This is a genomic window from Corynebacterium sp. CCUG 65737, from assembly GCF_024454115.1.
Classification (GTDB): Bacteria; Actinomycetota; Actinomycetes; order Mycobacteriales; family Mycobacteriaceae; genus Corynebacterium; species Corynebacterium genitalium.
On sequence record NZ_JAGPZB010000001.1, the window covers coordinates 286,600 to 300,961 of the forward strand.

The following is a 14,362-nucleotide window of genomic DNA, read 5'->3' on the forward strand; positions in this document are numbered from 1 at the left end:
GGCGTGCGTTTCCATGGCGGCGAGAGAATGTCCTGGTCGCGGCTGGAGAGAATCCTCTCCGGCCGCCCCGGGCCTACTCCTGTGCCCGTCAACCACACGGGCACGCCCGCCGGGGCGGTCTATGCGCCAGAGGGATCCGAAGCAGAAGGCGGCGCCGCGCCGGGGGATGGGTCGGCAGGCACCGCGCCCCGCCGCGCACCTGCCGTCCCGTTCGCCGAGCTGCACGCCGTGTCCACCTACAGTTTCCTCAGTGACACCGGCGGTGCGAGCGAGCCGGAAGAGATCGTGGCCCGGGCGCAAGAACTGGGCCTATCGGCAGTCGGCCTGCTGGACCGGGACGGTTTTTACGGCGCGGTCAAATTCGCTGAGGCAGCGGCAGAAGTGGGCATGCCCACAGTCTTCGGTGCGGAGCTGTCGCTCCCGCGCGACGATGGCGGCCCAGGCGATGACTCGGTGATTCCGCTGTCCGTCATCGCCCGCGGCCCCGAAGGCTACCGCCGCCTGTCGCACCTCATGGCCGCCGCCCACATGGCAACGGGGGAGAAAGACAAAGTCCTCTATCCGCCCCTGCCGGTGATTGCCGATGAGCTTGCCGGGACGTGCACCGTCCTGGCCAGCTGGCAGTGGGCGGACCGTATCGATGATTTGATCGAATACTTCGGCCCCGACCGGGTTGTGCGCGAATTCACTGCCACCATGCTCCCCGAAGACGCCGACCATAACGAGGCGTTGCGTGCATACCCGCACGTCCCCGCGATCATCAGTGCGGCACCCGGGGCGGCTACGCGCCAGGGGGCGCGGTTGGCGGGGGCGAAGAGGTCGCTGGCGCGTCGTCAAGCAATGGGCGTTGCGTACTGCGACCTGCACCCAATGGGCGCGAACTGGCTGCGCAGCGGCGAGCAGCTGCTCGCGATGGCACCGGGGTGCGCGGACATGCTCGCAGCCACCGTCGATCTGGCGGCCGAGTGCGCGTTCACACTCAACCTTGTCGCGCCGCAACTGCCGCTCTTTCCCACGCCCGACGGCCACGACGAAATGAGCTGGCTGCGCCATCTCGTGCGTGTCCGCGGCGAGGAGCGCTACGCCTCGCGTCCCGCTGACGTGCGTGAGCGGGCGTGCACACAGATCGAGCACGAACTGAACGTCATCGAGCAGCTGGGGTTTCCGGGCTACTTTCTCATCGTCAACGACATTGTGGACTTCTGCCGCGAGTCCGACATCCTGTGCCAGGGGCGCGGGTCGGCGGCGAACTCGGCGGTCTGCTTCGCCCTGGGGATCACTAATGTGGAGCCGATTTCGGCGCAGCTGCTGTTCGAGCGGTTCCTCTCGCCGGACCGCAACGGGCCGCCGGACATTGACATTGATATCGAATCCGGTCGCCGCGAGGAAGCAATCCAGTACGTCTACCGCACCTACGGCCGCGACAACGCCGCGCAGGTGGCCAACGTGATCACGTACCGGTCAAAGGGTGCGGTGCGCGACGCCGCCCGTGCGCTCGGATACCCGCAGGGTGCGGCAGATGCCTGGTCAAAGGGGCTCTCAGAACCGCCGAGTCTTGTCTCTTCGCTAGCCGAGCAATTGCGCGGCCAACCCCGCCACCTGGGCATCCACTCCGGCGGCATGGTCATTTGCGACCGCCCGATTGCCGATGTCGTGCCCGTCGAATGGGCCCGCATGGAGGACCGGTCGGTGGTGCAGTGGGACAAGGACGATTGCGCGTCGGCAGGCTTGGTCAAGTTCGACCTGCTCGGCCTGGGCATGCTCGAGGCGCTGCACCACATGATCGACCTCGTGCGCGAGACCACAGGCCGCGAGGTGCGCTTGTGGGAGCTTCCGCTTGACGACGCTTCCGTGTACGACATGCTCGCCCGCGCCGACGCCGTCGGAGTCTTCCAGGTGGAGTCCCGCGCCCAGATGAACACGCTGCCGCGGCTGAAACCGCGCGAGTTCTTCGACCTGGTGGTGGAGGTCGCCCTGATCCGCCCCGGCCCGATTCAGGGCGGATCGGTGCACCCCTACCTGCGCCGCCGCGATGGGTGCGAGCCAATCGAGTTCGACCACCCGGTGCTGGAGAAATCCCTCGGCCGCACGCTGGGCATTCCGCTGTTTCAGGAGCAACTCATGCAAATTGCTGTCGACGCCGCAGGCTTCACCGGTGCCGAAGCCGACTCCCTGCGCCGCGCCATGGGGTCGAAGCGGTCCCCGGCGAAGATGGAGGCGCTGCGGCAGCGCTTTTTCGACGGCTGCCGTGAGACGAATGACATTGACAGTGCCGTCGCCGACAGACTCTGGCAGAAGATCGTCGCGTTCGCCGCCTACGGGTTCCCGGAGTCCCACTCCCAATCGTTCGCGTCGCTGGTGTACTTCTCCGCCTGGTTCAAGCACTACTACCCGGCGCAGTTCTGCGTCGGTCTGCTGCGCGCGCAGCCGATGGGGTTCTACTCGCCGCAGTCGCTCATCCAGGACGCGCGCCGCCACGGCATTGACGTGCTGCCGGTCAGTGTGAACGACTCTGGGTGCGAAGCGCGCTGCGTTGTGGATGCTGTTTCCGGTGCGGATACTGCCATCCGGGTAGGCATGAACCTGATCAAGGGGCTGGGTGACAAGGCCGCTGAGCGGATCGAAGCTGCCCAGCCGTTCACCGGCATTCCTGACCTGTCGCGCCGGGCTGACTTGTCGGTCGAGCGCGTCGAAGCTTTAGCGCGAGCCGGCGCGCTGGACTGTTTCGGGGTGGACCGCAGGCAAGCACTGTGGCAGGCAGGTGTTGCCGCCACCGAGCGAGACGGGATGCTTCCTGGGCTTTCTGCGATCTCGGCACCGGCACTGCCCGGCATGAACGCTTTCGAGCTCATGGCTGCTGACGTTGCCGCGACCGGTGTCACTCCCGGCTTGATGCCGATGGAGATGCTGCGCGGGGCGCTAGGCGCCAACGGGGTCGTCGCCGCCGCGGACCTCATGAGTGTTGAGGACGGCACCCGCGTGCGCATCGCCGGCGTGATCACCCACAGGCAGCGCCCCGTCACCGCCGGTGGGGTGACCTTCATGGGTCTGGAGGACGAAACCGGACTGATGAACGTGGTCATCCCCGTCGGGCTGTGGAACCGCCAGAAAGTGCTTGCCCGCACCGCCAAAGCACTGATCATTCGCGGCATAGTGGAAAACGCCACCGGCGCGGTGAGCATCATCGCCGACAAATTCGAGCCGCTGGAGATGGGTGACTGGCTCGCCCGCGGGGCGCGTGACTTCCACTAGCGGGGGCAGGTGCCAGGTGGGCGCCGGGGGAGGCAGTCAGTCGGGGTAGAGCCAGACCGGAATACTGCTCGATTCTGGGGTGGAATACTGCTCGGCAATATCAACCGAAACGCATGCTTTTGACCTGCACGTTTGCGTGAGCAGTATTCCGGAAAACCGCCAACAGTATTCCAAGGCCGATCCTGCAAGAGGGGAGTGTGAATCTAAAGGCCACCCAGAGCGACTTAAATTCAGAGCACCCCTCGAGGTTGGATAGTCTGATTCTGTAATGACTGGAAACAACATCCCCAAAGCGGGCGACACTCCGAACGCCAACGTTCCTGCAGCGCCTAAACCCCCGGCCGCCCCAAGCGCGCCGGCTGCACCGGCTGCACCGGCTGCACCGGCTGCACCGGCTGCTCCCGCGGCACCCAAACCGCCGGCTGCTGCACCGAAACCGCCCGCTGCGCCTACAACACCTGCAGCTCCGAAACCTCCGGCAGCGGCACCAGCGGCTCCCGCAGCGCCGAAGCCCCCGGCGGTGCCAGCTGCACCAGCGGCACCTGTCGCGCCACAGCCTCCTGCTGCGGCGGTACCACCTGCTGCACCGAAACCGCCCGCTGCGCCTACAACACCCGCAGCACCTGCAGCGCCCAAACCTCCGGCAGCGGCACCAGCTGCTGCTGCACCGAAACCGCCGGCAGCCGCACCGGCTGCAGCCGCACCGGCTGCAGCCAAAACTGCTCCCACCACACCCGCCGGGGAGAAGAGTGGTGGGGGGATGACGGTGGCGCGGGGCGTCGATAAGCGGAGGCGCTGGGTGTGGATCGCTGCGGTGGTCGCACTGGTGTTGCTTGCACTGGGTGTCGGGGGCGCCCGAGCGTTCCTGGATACGGAGACGGGCCAGGAGTTCGTGGAGAAGTACCCCGGTTATGCACCGATGCCGGAGAGCGCGCCGGTGGGCATTCCCGCGTGGCTGAACTGGTCGCACTTTTTCAACATGTTCTTGATGGTGCTGATCATCCGGACGGGCATGCAGATCCGCACCGAGCGCCGCCCTGAAGCGTACTGGCGGCCGAAGAAGGGCGGGCGGAAGATCAGTTTGACGCTGTGGTTCCACCAGGTGCTCGATATCTTGTGGGTGGTCAACGGGCTGGTGTTCGGTGTGCTGCTGTTTGTAACGGGGCAGTGGATGCGGATTGTGCCGACCAGCTGGGGTGTTTTCCCGAATGCGGTCTCGGCCGGGCTGCAGTATCTGTCCTTGAACTGGCCCACGGAAAACGGCTGGGTCCACTACAACGGCCTGCAGCAGCTGGCGTACTTCATCACAGTGTTCGTGGCGGCACCGCTGGCGATCCTGTCGGGTGTGCGCATGAGTAGCTTCTGGCCGGCCGACTCGGCCCGATGGAACAAGGTCTTCCCTGCGCAAGCGGCGCGGGCGATGCACTTCCCGGTGATGATCTACTTCGTGGTGTTCATCGTGATTCACGTCGGGCTGGTCTTGGCTACTGGCGCGCTGCGCAACCTCAACCACATGTACGCGGCGCAAGGCTCGACGGACCCGACGGAGTACGCGGGGAACTGGACGGGCTTGATCATCTTCCTGGTGTCGCTGGCGGTGGTCGCGGCGGCGTGGGTGGCGGCTCGTCCGGCGACGCTCGCACCGCTTGCCCGGCGCTTCGGTGAGGTCACCGCACGCTAGGCTGAACCGCATGCAGGGCGCCCACGAAGCAGAATCGCCGGATCGCCGCCGTTCGCACCTGAACCAGCCAGCACAGATGCCTACTGATGTCAGTGGCATGAATCCGGTGAGCCGAAAGCTCATCACCGCGCGCTATATCTCGCAGACGATCTGGGCTGCGGTCCTAGCTGGCAGCTTCGGCCTTGCCCAGTTTCAGCTTGGCGGCGTGTGGTGGTGGGGTGCTGCCGCCATCGGCCTCTGGTATGTCTTTCAGCTGATCATGATTCCGTTGCGGGTGCGCAATACCGGCTGGTTGGAGACAGACAATGAGCTGCTGATCACCAAAGGCAAGATCACCCAGAATTTCACAGTGGTGCCGTACGGCCGGATCCAGTACGTCGATGTCAGCACCGGCCCATTCACGCGTCCGCTGGGGCTTAAAGAGTTGGCACTGCACACGGCCTCCGCGACCACGGACGCGACCATTCCGGGGCTACCCGCCGAGGAAGCGGATGCGCTGCGTGAGCGTCTCGCGGTCCAAGCACGTGAACGAATGAGCGGGCTGTGAATACTGTCCCGCGGTACCGCCGCGTCCACCGTCTGACTCCGCTGCTGCGTGTGTGGGGTGGCGTCGCGGCGATTGTCACGCTGATCGTGTTCAATTTCTTCACGTTCGTGGCTGATGCGTTGCGTGAGCGGGACCTGACATGGGCCACCGTCGGGCAGGTCGCCGGCGGGGCAGGGGTGGCTCTGTTTCTGGTTTTCCTCGGTTCGCAGGTGTGGTGGTACCGCACGACTTTCCGCCTCGGCACGGATGAGGTGGAGCTAACACGGGGCGTCATCTCCACCAAGGTGCGCGCGGCGCGGTACGACCGTATCCAAGCTGTCGACGTTGTCGAGCCGCTCGCCCCACGCCTTATCGGCCTTGCGGCTGTGCGCGTCGAGGCAGCCGGAGGGTCCAACTCTGCCATCGAGATCGGCTACCTACCCCGCACGGAAGCAGAGAATGTCCGCACGGAACTACTGCGAAAGATCGCGCAGCAGGGCACCGACGAGCAGCTGGACACGCTCACACAAACTGCGGGTGCCTATCTCGTTGAACCGATTCCGGTTGCCCGCTCGCTCGCCGGCGCGGCACTGCGTCTGACCACGGTGTTCACGGTCGCATGGTCGTTCATTCCGATCTTCACGGAGCTCACCCTGGCGGTCATCCTCCCGGTCCTGGCCGGGTTCATCCCGCAGATCTGGCGGCAGATCGACCAGTCATGGCGCTACACCGCGACGCTGGACGGCGACGTTGTGAACTTGAGCTACGGTCTGGCCAACCGCCGCCGCCAAGCAGTGCCGCTGGATCGGATCCACGCGATCGGGTTGTCCCAACCGGTGCTGTGGCGCATCTTCGGGTGGTGGTCGGTCACCGTGAACATCGCCGGGTACGGCCGCGAGTCCAATAAACAGTCCGGCACCTCGCGGCTGCTTCCCGTGGGCTCGTACAAGCAAGCGGTCGCGCTCATCGAAGCGATTAGCCCGCTCACCCGCACGCACATCACAGAACCCGACTGGGATCTCCGCTCACCGAAGCGCGCACGGATCCCATCGCCAATTGACGCGTCCCACCAAGCCGTCTCCCTCGACCTCATGGGCGGCATCCCCATGGCGACCACGAGCCACGGCCTGCTGAGCCGCCGCTACGCATTCATCGAAGTGCCGCACATCCAAGAAATCACGTTCCGCCAGGGCCCGATTCAGCGCCGTCTCAACCTGGCGCACGTGCGCTTCGAGCTAGTCCCCGGCACCGTGAAGATGTGCGCGCGCGACCTCGCTACGCCCGACGCCTGGGCGCTTATCGACGAGCTCCGCACCCGCAAACTTCCCCCTCACACCCCGCCGGGGAACCCCAACTGCCGCCACGCCTCGTAGGAGGCCACAGCAGCCGAGTTGGCCAGGTTCATCGAGCGGCGTCCGGGCAGCATCGGGATGCGCAACTGGTCCGTCACGCGCGGGTGGTGAGAGTGCTGCTCGGGCAGCCCCGTCGGCTCCGTACCGAATAGAAGCGCATCTGTGTCCCGGTACTCCACGTCTGTGTAGTGGCGGGTGGCGTGGGTGGTGAAGGCGAAGATGCGTGCGTCGATAAGCGACGCGAAGCAGGACTCGATGTCCTCATGAATCTGCACGTCGGCGAGGTCATGGTAGTCCAGGCCGGAGCGTTTCAGATGCTTGTCATCCAGCAGGAAGCCCAACGGTTTGACCAGGTGGAGCGTGAACCCGGTGCCCGCGCAGAGGCGGATCGTGTTGCCAGTGTTGCCGGGGATGACGGGGTTGTCGAAGATCACGTGCACGCCGCTTAGTCTAAAGCTCGGTCTAAGATGACGGGTGTGACTGCGATCAAACTGGACGGAAAACTCTACCGCGAAGAAATCTTCGCCGACCTTCAAGCTCGTGTAACTCGCTTGAAGGAGAAGCATGGTGTGACGCCGGGCCTGGCCACGGTGCTTGTCGGTGAGGATCCCGCCAGCCAGAACTACGTGCGCATGAAGCACAAGGACTGCGAGGAGCTGGGCATCGCGTCCATCATGAAGGAGCTGCCGGGGGATTGCACCCAGGAAGAGCTCGACGCGGTCATCGAGGAGCTCAACAACGACGACGCGGTCACCGGCTACATCGTGCAGCTGCCGCTGCCGAAGCACCTCGACGAGAACCGTGTGCTGGGCCTGATCGACCCGGATAAGGACGCTGACGGCCTGCACCCGGTCAACCTTGGCCGCCTCGTGCTCAACGAGCCCGCCCCGCTGCCGTGCACCCCCAACGGGTCGCTGGCTCTTCTGGAGCGTTTCGGCGTTGACCTCAACGGTGCCATCGTGTGCGTTATTGGTCGCGGTGTGACCGTTGGCCGCCCGATCTCGCTCATGCTGACTAAGCGCGACGTCAACGCGACCGCCGTGCTCTGCCACACCGGCACCAAGGATCTCGCCGCGGAGACCCGCCGCGCCGATGTCATTATCGCCGCCGCGGGCAAACCCCACATGATCACCGCCGACATGATCAAAGACGGTGCCGCAGTGCTCGACGTGGGCGTGTCGCGTCTCGACGGCAAAACCACCGGAGACGTCCACCCCGACGTGTGGGACAAAGCCGGCTGGGTGTCGCCCAACCCCGGTGGTGTTGGCCCGATGACGCGCACCTTCCTGGTGCGCAACATCGTGGAGAGGGCAGAGCGGATTGCCCACGCCGAGTAGCTCACGCCCAGCAAGACGCCCCCCAAGGTGCCCTAACGTAGACCCGGCGGGGCGGGCCGCAACCGCGCCAGCGTCAGCGGCCGCTCCAGCGCAGGTGTCTACGGCTCCGCCGCCGAGCTTGGATAATCCGCACGACATTGGCACCCCGCTGTCCCGGCTGCCCGTGCGCGTCCAGCAGATAATGATCGTGCTGTTCGTCCTCGGTTTCGTCGCGGCCTCGCTGTTCTCGGTGACAGAGCACTGGCGCCGGGCGGCATTCACTCTCGGCGTATCTATGCTGTGGCTCACCGTGTGCCGCTTGACGTGCGACTCGCAAGTGATGGGGTTGTTGGCGGTGCGGTCGCGACGTTTCGACGCGCTATTCTCGGCGTCGACAGGCGCACTGCTGCTCTGGTTGGCGCTGTCGGTGGATGCGTTGGGGAGCTAGAGCGCAATGGATATGACGTCTCGCGAAACGCAGGAAGCTTACTCGGACGTGGCGGGCAGGTACATCGATCAATTGGGGAGCATCGATTCTGTCGACGAGGCGGATCGTCTGTTCATCGCGGAAGGTTTCAAAGGCGTCACCAACAGCATTCTCGATGTGGGTTGCGGTCCTGGTCACCTCACGGCGTACCTCAACAGTCTGGGGCATCAAGCTGCTGGAATAGACCTAGTTCCTCAGTTCGTGAATCATGCGCGGAGGGCATATCCAGGCATTGAGTACTCGGTGATCGACATTGAGAGTTTCGAAGGGGACGTCGAGAGCGCGGGTGGGGTGCTGGCGTGGTACTCGCTCATCCACATGACGCCGGAGGACATGCTGACGACCCTCGAAACGCTCTCGAGGATTCTCGTTCCTGAAGGCGTGCTCGTTTATGGCGGGTTCCTTGCCGATTCCCGAAAGCTCTTCGCTCACAAAGTTTTCCCGGCGACGGCGTACTCGGAAGACGACATCACATCCCTTATTGAATACGCAGGCTTTCGGGTTAGCAGAGTGGAAACTCGTCCTGCCACCGCACAGAAGCGTGCACATATTGCTGTGACTGCAGTGCGAGCCTAGCAGTGGGTTCTAGTCATCAACAGGCGTTGGCTGGGGCTGTTGGCGGACGCACTGAGGTCTAACTGGAGGGTTTCAGATATTTCATAATCTGTTCACTGCGAATCCATAGTTTATTTCATTGGCCACCCCTAGTGTAGGACCGTTAGTTCTTAACGCTGGAGCAGGTATGGATAGTTCGCACGTCTCATTGCGCGGAGTGCGCCGCGAGTTCGCTGACGGAACGGGGTTGCACAAAACCTCGCTGGACATCGCGAAAGGTGAATTTGTCTCAATACTCGGCCCGTCTGGATGTGGAAAGTCGACGCTATTGAGGTGCATCGGTGGACTTGAGACACCGGACGACGGAGTTATTGAGTTTGCAGGCAACGAAGTGTTCGGTCCCAACACCAATGTCCCAGTAAACAAACGCAAACTGTCGATGGTGTTCCAAGATCTCGCGCTATGGCCGCATATGACGGTGGCCAAGAACGTGGAATTCCCGCTGACCACTGGAAATCAGAAAGTGGCAAAAGCGGAGCGCGAAGAACGCGTTGCGCGGGCAATGGACATGGTGGGAATCGGCGCCAAAGCCGAGCAACGCCCGAACGAATTGTCCGGTGGTCAACAGCAGCGCGTTGCTATTGCACGTGCATTGGTGTCCGATCCAGAGCTGTTGCTCATGGACGAGCCGCTGTCTGCCTTGGATGCGGCCCTGCGCACACAGATTCGTTCGGAGCTGACCCGCTTGGCGTACGAGCTGAACCTGACCGTCATTTACGTCACGCACGACCAGTCCGAGGCGTTGGCCATGTCGGACCGCGTCGCCGTGATGAATGCTGGCAACGTCCGCCAATTCGCCGACCCGGTCGAGCTGTACGACCACCCGGCAGATGACTTTGTCGCCGGTTTCGTCGGTGTGACCAACACCCACGAAACGCTTCCGACGAACCGCCCCGAGGACCTCGAGGTCACTCCCCTCGATGGAAAGCGACCGGACACGCAACCGGCGAACTCCATCATCGGCGAGGTGGTGGAGAGCCAATACACCGGTGGACGCTACGAGGTCCGCTGTGTGGTGCCCGGTGCCGCCGATCCATGGCTGGCTTACTCGCGGCACCGCCTCGGCCGAGGTGACAAGGTCCTGCTGACGGTCACCTCGCATTCCTAAATTTTCCCGTTTTTCAACAAGGAGTTTGCTTTCATGAAGAAGTTTGCTGCTGCACTCGTCGGCATTGGTACCGCTCTCGGCTTGGTCGCCTGCGGATCTGTTGAATCGAACGATGATGCTGGATCCACCGGCAACGATGACACCGCCTCCACTGCTGAACAGTGGCAGGCACCGGACGGGTTGTCCGGTTCCATCGACTACTACTCGGCAAACCCGCAGGGTCTTACCGATGCTCTGGTGGAAGCGTTCCAGGAACGCACTGACGTGACCGTCAACGTCTTCGCTGGTACGACCGGTGAAGTCACTGCGAAGATCAAGGCAGAAGAGGCTAACCCTCAGGCTGATGTCGTTTACCTCGCTTCCTGGAGCGCAGCGGACAAGCAGTCTGAAGGTGGCGCACTAGAGGAGTACAAGCCGGAGAATATCGACTCCGCGAACGCTGATTGGAACGCATCCGACGACACGTTCCATGGTCGTGACGGCTCTGCCTTGGCTCTAGTTGCCAACACCGATGTAGTCACTGACATGCCCAAGGACTGGGAGGATCTCGCTGACGAGAAGTACAAGGACCAGGTGATCATGCCGGATCCTCGCGAGTCTGGCACCGCGGCTGACCTGATTGCCGCCATGGTGTCCCAGTGGGGCGAAGACAAAACCTGGGAACTCTTTGACAATCTCTTTGACAACGGCATGATCGTTCAAGGCGCCAACGGCCCGGCTCTTGACCAGGTCACCTCTGGTTCCAAGGGCATTGTCCTCGGCGGCGTGGACTACTCGGCTTACTCCGCTAAAGACAAGGGTGAGCCGATTGAGGTCATCATCCCGTCCTCCGGTACCACGGTGACCCCTCGCCCGGTCATGATCATGAAGTCTTCCGACAACATGGACGCAGCAAAGGCGTTTGTCGACTTCATGTTCTCCGAAGAAGCACAGCAGATTTCTGCTTCCAAGAACATGATTCCCGCTAACAAGAACGTGGATCCGAAGAACGGCCCGAAGCTCGACGAGATTGATCAAATCTCCGACGATTGGTCTGCAATTTCCTCTGAATCGAAGGATCTCCGTGACAAATTCGCTGAGCGCTACCTCTCCTAGGCCGCCAGAGAGTAAGGACAAGTTCTAAGGCGATGAGAACGAGAGCTAAAACTAACGCCGGTGTGTACCCGGTGCTGCTGATCTTGCTAGTGCTGGTTGCGGCGCCGCTCGTGTCAGTCCTGGTCACCGCAGTGACGGGCTACCGGGACGAGGATTCTGCACTGCACACCCTCTTCCGTCCCGAAATGCTTCGGGTCATCTGGAACACAGTTTGGCTTTCGTTCCTCGTCGTCATGTTCTCCACCCTCTTCGCTGCTCCGCTAGCCTTCCTTCGCGCTTGGACACCCATGCGGAAGGCAGAATGGGTAGAGGTCATGATCATGATCCCGTTCATGACGCCGCCTTTTGCCGCAGCTCTGGCGTGGATGGACTTCACACGCCTGCGCGGCGTTGCGGACATGCTCCTCGGCCCCGCGCTCGGTGACGCGGTCCGTTCCGCGATCAACTCGGTGTGGGGTATGGGCTTCATCATGGCGGCGGAACTCTTCCCGTTCCTGTATCTCATCCTCAGAAATGCCTTCGCCTCTATTCCGGCTTCGCAGCTGGAAATGGCGCAAGTGGCAGGGGCGAGTCGCTGGCAGCAATTCAGCCGTGTGGTCGCTCCCATTGTGCTCGGGCCGTACTCGCTAGGAGCACTCATTGTCTTCATTAAGGCCGCGGGTGAGTTCGGTACTCCGGTCACGCTCGGTAACGCGATCGGGTACCCGGTTCTCGTTTCCTCTATCTACCAAGATGTGACCATCGATCCGCTGAACTTCTCAAAGGCTGCTGCATCCTCGAGTGTTCTGTTCACACTGGGCGTGCTCGCTTGGGGTACTCAGCAGTGGGTTGCACGTACTGACTTGGTGAGCGGTGGCCGGGTCTCCCGGGCTGTGCACCTGAACCCCTCGCGCCCCGCGATGGTTGTGGCTTGGATCTACGCTGCGGTGGTGTTCATCCTGTGTGTGGTGATTCCCTACATCTCTATCATCCTCGCGTCGATGACGATCCTGCGTTCAAAGCCGCCGACACTCAACAACCTGACTTTCGATTACTTCAAGATTGTCCTCCAGATGCCGTCCGGGCAGGAGGCGCTAACGCGTTCCATTGCGCTTGGTGCAATTGGTGCAACGACAGCGGTTGTGCTTGCTCTTGCAGTAACGATCTTCACATTGCGTAACCGCACGCTGTCTTCCCGCTTGAGCGACTTCCTTGCAGTGGCTCCCGATACTGTTCCCGGAATCGTGCTCGCGATCGGTTTCATCTTGCTGTGGAACTCTCCGCGTTTGCCGTTTACCCCTTACGGCTCGCAAATCATCCTTGTGATGGCATTCACTGTGCTGTTTGTCCCCATGGCGGTGCAAAACATCAAGACTTCAGCGGTGTCCATGTCGCCGACACTCAGCGAGGCATCCGCCGTTTCGGGTGCTACGCGATGGCAAACGTTCACACGCATCACACTCCCCATGCTTGCCCCAGGAATTTTCGCAGGCTGGCTGCTGGCGTTCTTCGTGGGCATCCGCGAGCTGGTCATGTCGTCTCTGATTAGGCCGTCGAACATCAACCTGCTCGCACCCTGGATCATGAACCAGTTCGAGCAGGGACACAGAGCCGAAGCAATGGCGATGACCCTGATCGGTGTGGGTACATCGACTGCGGTCCTGGTGCTCATCCGATGGTGGCAGGGGCGTGCAAGCCACCAAGCCCGCTAGAGGAACCCTACAGTTTTCGGTTACGGTTCATCTTGTGAGTACTGTAGCAGTCCTTGCTGACGTACACCTTGGCCGCAAACAGACCGGAGACAAGAAGACTGGGCCCGGAATTGAATGGGCCCTAGAGACCCTTGATCATGCGGCCGCTGCCGGGGCGAGCCACCTTGTCGTGGTCGGTGACATCATCGACCGCAAGCGCTACACCGAAGCCACGTACTCTGAGGTCGCTGCATTCTTCAGCCGTGGGCTCGAACTGTTCGAAACGGTGGTTTTCACCGCGGGCAACCACGACGTCTACCACGATCTGAGCGCTGTCATTCCGCGGGGAGTCATTGTCTCCGGCACACAGCCACACACCATCGAGGTGGGTGAGTGGGCATTGCATTCCGCTTCTGTTGAGGTAGATAGGGACCCGCGCTCACTCGTGAGCGACTTTCCGCACCCTTTACCTTATGCCGTGAACCTTGGGTTGCTTCACACTTCGGTTACCGGCGAGTACTCCAAACACGATTGCCTTCCATGCACGACAGAGGAACTCCTCGCATGCGGGTACGACGCGTGGATCTTGGGTCATGTCCACTCGCAAATCACATTGAACCCTGAGCCTTTTATCGGCTGGGTAGGTATGGGGCGGGCGTATCTCATTGACGTGAACGACGGAGACGTCCGTGTGCAGAACCTGGTGGTGTGAACACAATTGTCACAACAGGTGGGTTAGGGAATTGGTCGCGTCGATTAGCGCGACGTACCCGAGTTTGAGGCGCACGTATAAGGAGCATCCATCACTGCCTGACATCTACAACCGCAATGACCTCGCGGTGCTGCGGGAGGAACTGCTCCTCCACGATGATCCGGTGCTCATCCCCGCCGCGATGGAGGCCATCGCCCGGAGGGTCAACTCTCCAGCAGAGGACGAAGACCTGTGCACGATTCTCGGTCTCGACCGGTTTCACGCTGAGCTTTCCGTTTCAATGGGAAGATACCGGTAGCCTGGTCCCATGGAAGCAACGCTTGATTCAGGCGGCCGTGTTCTGTTGCCGAAAGCCCTGCGTGAAGCGCTTGGATTGGAACTGGGATCCGCAGTTGACATCTCTGCCTATGGAGGTGGCATAACCATCATTCCCGGGGGCCGCACGGCGGAGATCGTCGAAACGGACGATGGGCGATTGGTTGGCCGTGGGTCGAGCCTGATTAGCAACGATGCTGTTTTAGCCCTTATTGACACACGGCGTAGGTAAC

General features: G+C 62.2%; 15 protein-coding genes. 13 read left to right on the forward strand and 2 right to left on the reverse strand.

The annotated features are described in order from the left end of the window. Positions 1–27: 27 nt before the first annotated feature. Entirely contained in the window at positions 28–3,252 is a 3,225-nt protein-coding gene (locus tag KBX17_RS01520) for an error-prone DNA polymerase (protein ID WP_256018309.1), read from the forward strand. A gap of 449 nt (positions 3,253–3,701) precedes the next feature. Here the strand turns inward: KBX17_RS01520 and KBX17_RS01525 are convergent, their stop codons facing one another. Then, entirely contained in the window at positions 3,702–3,839 is a 138-nt protein-coding gene (locus KBX17_RS01525) for a hypothetical protein (RefSeq protein ID WP_256018191.1), read from the reverse strand. Positions 3,840–4,012: 173 nt separating this feature from the next. Here KBX17_RS01525 and KBX17_RS01530 point away from each other — a divergent pair, with 173 nt between their 5' ends. From KBX17_RS01530 to KBX17_RS01540, 3 genes are all read left to right on the forward strand, one after another. Next, entirely contained in the window at positions 4,013–4,933 is a 921-nt protein-coding gene (locus tag KBX17_RS01530) for a cytochrome b/b6 domain-containing protein (protein ID WP_256018193.1), read from the forward strand. A 97-nt stretch (positions 4,934–5,030) separates the two neighbouring features. Beyond that, a complete protein-coding gene (locus tag KBX17_RS01535) occupies positions 5,031–5,480 on the forward strand; it encodes a PH domain-containing protein (protein ID WP_256018311.1) in 450 nt (149 codons plus the stop codon). Then, positions 5,477–6,832, forward strand: a complete 1,356-nt coding sequence (locus tag KBX17_RS01540) for a PH domain-containing protein (protein ID WP_256018194.1) — start codon at positions 5,477–5,479, stop codon at positions 6,830–6,832. The genes KBX17_RS01535 and KBX17_RS01540 overlap by 4 nt, the downstream gene beginning before the upstream one ends. On the opposite strand, the gene KBX17_RS01545 is transcribed toward KBX17_RS01540, so the two are convergent. Then, entirely contained in the window at positions 6,790–7,251 is a 462-nt protein-coding gene (locus KBX17_RS01545; RefSeq protein ID WP_256018196.1) for a tRNA (cytidine(34)-2'-O)-methyltransferase, read from the reverse strand. The genes KBX17_RS01540 and KBX17_RS01545 overlap by 43 nt on opposite strands. Before the next feature lie 36 nt (positions 7,252–7,287). Between KBX17_RS01545 and KBX17_RS01550 the strand changes: the two genes are divergently transcribed. The 9 genes from KBX17_RS01550 (at position 7,288) to KBX17_RS01590 (ending at position 14,361) form a co-directional block, all read left to right on the forward strand. Further along, on the forward strand, positions 7,288–8,148 hold the full coding sequence (locus KBX17_RS01550; RefSeq protein ID WP_256018197.1) for a bifunctional methylenetetrahydrofolate dehydrogenase/methenyltetrahydrofolate cyclohydrolase: 861 nt from the start codon (positions 7,288–7,290) through the stop codon (positions 8,146–8,148). 94 nt (positions 8,149–8,242) lie between these two features. Then, entirely contained in the window at positions 8,243–8,575 is a 333-nt protein-coding gene (locus KBX17_RS01555) for a DUF3017 domain-containing protein (protein ID WP_255994465.1), read from the forward strand. Between the two features lie 6 nt (positions 8,576–8,581). Next, positions 8,582–9,190, forward strand: coding sequence for a trans-aconitate 2-methyltransferase (locus tag KBX17_RS01560; protein WP_005286455.1), 609 nt, complete (start codon positions 8,582–8,584; stop codon positions 9,188–9,190). A 166-nt stretch (positions 9,191–9,356) separates the two neighbouring features. Next, the gene (locus KBX17_RS01565; RefSeq protein ID WP_256018199.1) at positions 9,357–10,337 is read left to right on the forward strand and encodes an ABC transporter ATP-binding protein; all 981 of its coding nucleotides are present in this window, start codon (positions 9,357–9,359) and stop codon (positions 10,335–10,337) included. A gap of 33 nt (positions 10,338–10,370) precedes the next feature. After that, entirely contained in the window at positions 10,371–11,432 is a 1,062-nt protein-coding gene (locus KBX17_RS01570; protein WP_005286449.1) for an ABC transporter substrate-binding protein, read from the forward strand. A gap of 32 nt (positions 11,433–11,464) precedes the next feature. Continuing rightward, a complete protein-coding gene (locus tag KBX17_RS01575) occupies positions 11,465–13,123 on the forward strand; it encodes an iron ABC transporter permease (RefSeq protein ID WP_005286445.1) in 1,659 nt (552 codons plus the stop codon). 34 nt (positions 13,124–13,157) lie between these two features. After that, positions 13,158–13,814: a metallophosphoesterase gene (locus tag KBX17_RS01580; RefSeq protein WP_256018200.1), complete on the forward strand. Its 657-nt coding sequence runs from the start codon at positions 13,158–13,160 to the stop codon at positions 13,812–13,814. A 64-nt stretch (positions 13,815–13,878) separates the two neighbouring features. Continuing rightward, a complete protein-coding gene (locus KBX17_RS01585; RefSeq protein WP_256018202.1) occupies positions 13,879–14,112 on the forward strand; it encodes a hypothetical protein in 234 nt (77 codons plus the stop codon). 9 nt (positions 14,113–14,121) lie between these two features. After that, positions 14,122–14,361 (forward strand): AbrB/MazE/SpoVT family DNA-binding domain-containing protein, encoded by a 240-nt coding sequence (locus tag KBX17_RS01590; RefSeq protein WP_256018207.1) that lies wholly within the window; start codon positions 14,122–14,124, stop codon positions 14,359–14,361. The last annotated feature ends 1 nt before the right edge of the window (position 14,362 follow it).